General features: G+C 53.7%; 5 protein-coding genes. 2 read left to right on the top strand and 3 right to left on the bottom strand.

The genetic code is table 11. From position 1 onward, the window contains the following. Window positions 1–384: 384 nt before the first annotated feature. Both IKE44_RS12300 and IKE44_RS12295 read right to left on the bottom strand, forming a co-directional pair. Window positions 385–600, bottom strand: a complete 216-nt coding sequence (locus IKE44_RS12300; RefSeq protein ID WP_011230850.1) for a zinc-finger domain-containing protein — start codon at window positions 598–600, stop codon at window positions 385–387. A 6-nt stretch (window positions 601–606) separates the two neighbouring features. Next, the gene (locus tag IKE44_RS12295) at window positions 607–1,272 is read right to left on the bottom strand and encodes a ribonuclease H family protein (protein ID WP_049625438.1); all 666 of its coding nucleotides are present in this window, start codon (window positions 1,270–1,272) and stop codon (window positions 607–609) included. A gap of 232 nt (window positions 1,273–1,504) precedes the next feature. On the opposite strand from IKE44_RS12295, the gene IKE44_RS12290 reads away from it, so the two are divergent. After that, entirely contained in the window at window positions 1,505–2,431 is a 927-nt protein-coding gene (locus IKE44_RS12290; protein ID WP_033015154.1) for a DMT family transporter, read from the top strand. Between the two features lie 102 nt (window positions 2,432–2,533). Further along, window positions 2,534–2,671 carry a small, acid-soluble spore protein L gene (gene sspL / locus IKE44_RS12285; protein ID WP_011230846.1) on the top strand — a complete coding sequence of 46 codons (138 nt, stop codon included), beginning with the start codon at window positions 2,534–2,536 and terminating at the stop codon, window positions 2,669–2,671. A 37-nt stretch (window positions 2,672–2,708) separates the two neighbouring features. Here the strand turns inward: sspL and acnA are convergent, their stop codons facing one another. Then, window positions 2,709–5,429 (bottom strand): aconitate hydratase AcnA, encoded by a 2,721-nt coding sequence (gene acnA / locus IKE44_RS12280; RefSeq protein WP_287466045.1) that lies wholly within the window; start codon window positions 5,427–5,429, stop codon window positions 2,709–2,711. Window positions 5,430–5,610: the final 181 nt, after the last annotated feature.

Raw genomic sequence — 5,610 nt, 5'->3', positions numbered from 1 at the left:
TTCGTTCCGAAGGTGTCCGTTCTAGCCATATTCTATCCTATTCGTTGGCTAACGCCAACCGAAATTCATCTCCCACTTTCACTGGTGCTGGCGCACCTTCACGTTTAGAAGTAGGAGACTTCTTTCGGAGGGAAGTTAAATTGCATCTATTAAGGCGGAGGACAAAAAGCGATTTCCTTTTGGAGTGAAAAGAAGAACTGCTTTTGAGGTTTCTCCATGTTAAAACGTATGTTCTGTCAATCACCGGCCTTCGCAGCGAATCCGCTTCCTCCGTTCAAACGCCAAAGCTTGCCTGGTCACAGCCGGCACCGCCCCAGGCCCGCGAAAGCGCAGATTGGGACTCCTATCGCCCGCACCAACCGCCTCTTGAAAAAAATTCCTTCATTACCGACGCGAACGCGGCGGCGCTGATAGAAGCATCTCCCCGTACTGCCGCATTTGTTCCCCGACCGTGCATTGCTGGATGCAAAACGATTGGGCGTACGTTTTGCCGTACTCTTTCCGGAACGTGCTTTTTAAAAAGCAGCCATCGCAGTACGTTTCCTCCAGCCAAGCGATTTGGTCCAATATTTCTTTGCGTCGGTTCCGCTTCTTTCCCATACGACCTTACCCTTTCCCTGTCAATTCCGTTCGGCTTGTGATGATCTGCCCTTCAAGCGCCTGGCGGGCGAGCGAATCCGCCTCTTTATTTTGTTTGCGCGAAATCGGCTCGTACGCCGGTTCGATGTGAAGCTCGCGCATTTTCGCTTCAATGCGGTCAAGCCAGATGTTGAAATCATCCTCAAAACACGGCCAATCGCCGGACAGCTGCTTTAACACGACGTGGGAGTCGCCGCGGAACATCACCGGCAAATGATGGACGCCAAGTTCCTCGAGCAGCTGCATGACAAACCAAAACGCCGCATACTCTGCCTCATTATTGGATTTGATTTCGCCGAGCCGGCGGTTGGCGCGCAACCGGTAGCGATGATCGTTTTGCTTATAGTATACGACTGCGCCGGCGCCGCCTTGGGACGTCTCATGGTCAAAGCCGCCGTCGAAATACACAACGATCTCATGCGGCTCGCCGGCGATCTCCTCAAGCAGCTTTTGCAGCTCTTTTTTTGACCACACCGTGCCGTTTCGATCGACGAACTCCACTGTTTTCGTTCGCCCGGTTTTTGCAAAATCATCCGCCAAAGCGAGCGCCTTTTTGGCATCGACCCAATCGGAGACAAGAAACGCCTCTTGTTTTTTCGGCGTGATATACGTCCAGTGGATTTGTACGTCCAACGCATTATCACCCTTCCGCGTGGCGATGATCGGAGCTGGTTTTTATTTTACCACACTTGCGCCCTTGTTCATTACCTAATATTATGCGCAATTTCTTCTTGTATCAACCATTTTGCCGCAGGCGCCCATCTTTTTTCCAAAATATCTATCTTTTTCGGCCTACTTGTGGTACACTAGCGGCTAGCACCCAAAATGAGATGAGGCGCAAGCATATGAAGAGGGAGGATTCGAATTGAAGCGTCAAACCATAGCCGATCTGAGTCTGCTCATGGTGACGTTCGTCTGGGGGGCGACGTTCGTCGTCGTCCAAAATGCCATTTCGTTTTTGGAGCCGTTGTCGTTTAACGCCGTTCGCTTCAGTTTGGCCGGCTTGTTGCTTCTCGCTTGGATGGCTACCGCTTCCCGCCCACTCTTCGGCCAGTTGTCATGGCGAGTCATCGGCGCTGGAGCGTGGATGGGGCTATGGCTGTTTTGCGGCTACGCATTCCAAACGATCGGACTGTTGTATACCACTTCCTCGAAAGCTGGCTTTATTACCGGACTGAGCGTTGTGCTCGTTCCATTGTTTTCCTTTTTGATTTTAAAGCAAAAACCGTCTGTGAATGCGGTCGTTGGAGCGGCACTTGCCGCGTTCGGCCTATATTGGCTGACAGGGGGAGCGGAGCTGTCGTTCAATCAGGGCGATTTCTTTGTCTTTCTTTGTGCTGTTTCCTTTGCCATGCACATTATTGTTACCGGCCGCTATTCCTCTCAGCATTCGACGATGCTGTTGACCATGGTGCAAATTTTTGCCGTCGGCATCCTCTGTTTCTTCTTTGCCTTTTGGTTTGAAGACGCCGCGCAAATGTGGAATATGGCGGTGCTCCGCCGCCCGGAAGTATGGGGGGCGCTCGCTGTGACATCGTTGTTGGCGACGACCGCGGCGTTTCTCATCCAAACGGCGGTGCAAAAATATACGACTCCCGCCCATGTCGCGCTGATTTTCGCCATGGAGCCGGTGTTCGCCGCTTTGACCGCCTACCTTTGGGCTGGAGAGCGGCTGTCGCCATCGGCCTGGCTTGGCGGCGCTGCGATTTTGGCCGGCATGATTTTCGCCGAACTGCCAAGCATGCGCCTCTGGGGCAGACGGTGGCGGGAAAAGCGGAACATCCCATCGTAGCCGCAACGATTGCTCTTAGCGAAAAACAGTGAAGCTTTCCTCCTTTGATTATATTTTGACCAAGGGCGGCCATACTATCCGTAAAGAGCGGAGGTGAGAGCAATGACCAAAAACGGCGGCCGAAACCGCGGCACGAAGGCGCCGGGCGTCAACCCGCAAGGCTTTGGCCAAGACGGAACGTTCACCCCGGATCCAAAAAGCAAGCTTGAGAACGCAGCGAAAAAGCTCAACACAAAATAAAAGCAGGCTTCCCGATATGGGAGCCTGCTTTTTGTCGTTATTGTTTCACTTTCGCCAATTTTTCGCGCAACACCATTTGCAAAATGCCGCCGTGGCGATAGTAGTCGATTTCGACTTCGCTGTCAAAGCGGACGATGACCTCAAATTCTTTCTTCTCACCCGTATCCGGGTTCGTTGCCGTCACTTTGACGAGATCGCGCGGTTTGACGTTTTCATCGATGTGAATGTCGAACACTTCTTTACCCGTCAAGCCGAGCGTCTCCGCATTTTCGCCTTCTTTAAATTGCAGCGGCAGGACGCCCATCAAAACGAGGTTCGAGCGGTGGATGCGCTCAAAGCTTTCGGCGATGACCGTTTTAATGCCGAGCAAGAACGTCCCTTTCGCCGCCCAGTCGCGCGAGCTGCCCATGCCGTAGTCTTTGCCGGCGATGACGACAAGCCCAGTGCCGTCTTGTTTGTATCTCATGCACGCATCGTACATCGACATCACTTCGCCGGTCGGCCAGTACGTCGTATAGCCGCCTTCCGTGCCCGGCGCGATTTGGTTGCGGATGCGGATGTTCGCAAACGTGCCGCGCATCATCACTTCATGGTTGCCGCGCCGCGAACCGTACGAGTTGAAATCTTTCGGCTCGACGCCTTTTGAAATCAAATATTGACCTGCCGGCGTGTTTTTGCCGATCGACCCAGCTGGCGAGATGTGGTCGGTCGTGACCGAGTCGCCGAACTTGCCGACGACGCGCAAGCCGGTGAGCGGTTCAACTTTGCGCACATCCGGCGACAAGCCTTCAAAGAACGGCGGATTTTGAATGTACGTCGAGTTTTCATCCCATTGATAGAGCGGTTCGTCCGTCGTTTCGATCGCATTCCAACGCGGGTTTCCGTCGAACACGCGCTCATATTCATTGCGGAACAGTTCCGGATCGACCGCCTGTTTGACGACGTCTTTCACTTCTTCCATCGACGGCCAAATGTCGCGGAAATAGACGTCGTTTCCGTCTTTGTCTTTGCCAATCGGCTCGTTAAGCAAGTCAATGTCGACCGTGCCGGCGAGCGCATAGGCGACAACAAGCGGCGGCGATGCCAAATAGTTGCCTTTGACAAGCGGGTGGATGCGGCCTTCAAAGTTCCGGTTGCCGGACAAGACGCTTGTGACAAGCAAGTCGCTTTCCGCAAGCGCTTTTTCAAGCTCCGGCGCAAGCGGACCTGAGTTGCCGATGCATGTCGTGCAGCCGTAGCCGACGATGTTGAAGCCGAGCTGCTCAAGATACGGAAGCAAGCCCGAATCGCGCAAATAGCCGGTGACGACTTTCGAGCCCGGCGCAAGCGACGTTTTCACGTATTTCGGCACTTGCAAGCCTTTCTCGACCGCTTTTTTCGCCACTAAGCCGGCGGCGACGAGAACGTACGGGTTGGATGTATTGGTACAGCTCGTGATCGCCGCGATGACGACCGCACCCGTTTTCAATTTCACTTGTTCGCCGTTTAACTCGACCGTAATTTCCCGCTCCAAATCCGCTTCCGTCAAACCAAAGCCTTGGTTGCCTTGCGGCGCTTTCACCGCATCGCGGAACGACTGTTTCATTTTCGAGAGCGGAATCAAGTCTTGCGGCCGTTTCGGGCCAGACAAATTCGTTTCAATTTCCGACAAGTTGATTTCCACAACATCCGTAAACACCGGCTCCGGTGCATCCGGCGTGTAGAACAGACCGTTCGCTTTGCAATACGCTTCGACGACTTGAACGTGATGTTCGTCGCGGCCGGTCAAACGCAAGTAGTCAAGCGCTTCGGCGTCAACCGGGAAGAAGCCGCACGTCGCCCCGTATTCCGGCGCCATGTTGGCGATCGTCGCCCGGTCGGCAAGCGGCAAAGTCGCCACTCCTGGTCCGAAAAATTCAACGAATTTGCCGACGACGCCTTTTTTCCGCAGCACTTGCGTCACCTTAAGCGCCAGGTCAGTCGCCGTCGCTCCGTCCGGCAGCTTGCCTGTCAAACGGACGCCGATGACTTCCGGAACCGGGAAATACGACGGCTGGCCGAGCATGCCGGCTTCCGCTTCAATACCGCCGACTCCCCAACCGAGGACGCCGAGGCCGTTGATCATCGTCGTATGCGAGTCCGTGCCGACAAGCGTATCCGGGAACGCCTCGTACTCGCCGTTCTCCCCTTCGACCGCGTGAACGACGCTTGCCAAATATTCCAAGTTTACTTGGTGGACGATCCCCGTTGCCGGCGGAACGGCACGATAGTTGTTAAACGCTTTTTGCGCCCATTTCAAAAACTTGTACCGTTCGGCGTTCCGTTTGAATTCCAAATCCATGTTGTACTCCAGCGCATCGTCTGACCCGTAGCGGTCGACTTGCACCGAGTGGTCGATGACGAGATCGACCGGAATTTCCGGGTTGATTTCGTACGGGTCGCCGCCTAGATCCGCCATCGCTTTGCGCATCGAAGCCAAATCAACGACAGCCGGCACGCCCGTGAAGTCTTGCAAAATGACGCGCGACGGCTTAAACGGCACGTCGATGTCCTTCATCTCGGGCGTTCCCCATTTCGCCAAGTTTTCGACGTGCTCTTTCGTAATGACGCGCCCGTCGACTTGGCGGAGCACCGATTCAAGCAACACTTTGATCGAGTACGGCAGGCGGCTCACCTGGCCGATTCCCGCTTTTTCAAGCGCTTGCAAATGGTAATAATTGTATTTTTTACCGTTGACTTCGAATGAAGAACGGGCGTTGAACACATCTTGTTTCGCCATATGTATAACCCCCTTCACTTCACAATAATACTATACTATTTTTTCGCACAAAAGTCGAAAAAATAGCATGAATTCTCCCAATCCCCATAAAGTTCGGCACGACTTCACGAGTGTTGATTATCCAAAATTATACATACGACTTCCATAAATTTGGGCATACTCAAACAAAGCAGCGGCCATC

The sequence above is a fragment of the Geobacillus sp. genome (assembly GCF_017515625.1).
Lineage (GTDB): Bacteria > Bacillota > Bacilli > Bacillales > Anoxybacillaceae > Geobacillus > Geobacillus stearothermophilus.
The sequence above is the reverse complement of the archived record's forward strand: the minus strand, read 5'-3'. Positions and strand labels throughout refer to the sequence as shown.

What these genes read in the sequence shown, in the direction of transcription:
- acnA (WP_287466045.1), bottom strand. Translation starts at nt 5,429, where the DNA reads ATGGCGAAACAAGATGTGTTCAACGCCCGTTCTTCATTCGAAGTCAAC.
- IKE44_RS12300 (WP_011230850.1), bottom strand. Translation starts at nt 600, where the DNA reads ATGGGAAAGAAGCGGAACCGACGCAAAGAAATATTGGACCAAATCGCT.
- sspL (WP_011230846.1), top strand. Translation starts at nt 2,534, where the DNA reads ATGACCAAAAACGGCGGCCGAAACCGCGGCACGAAGGCGCCGGGCGTC.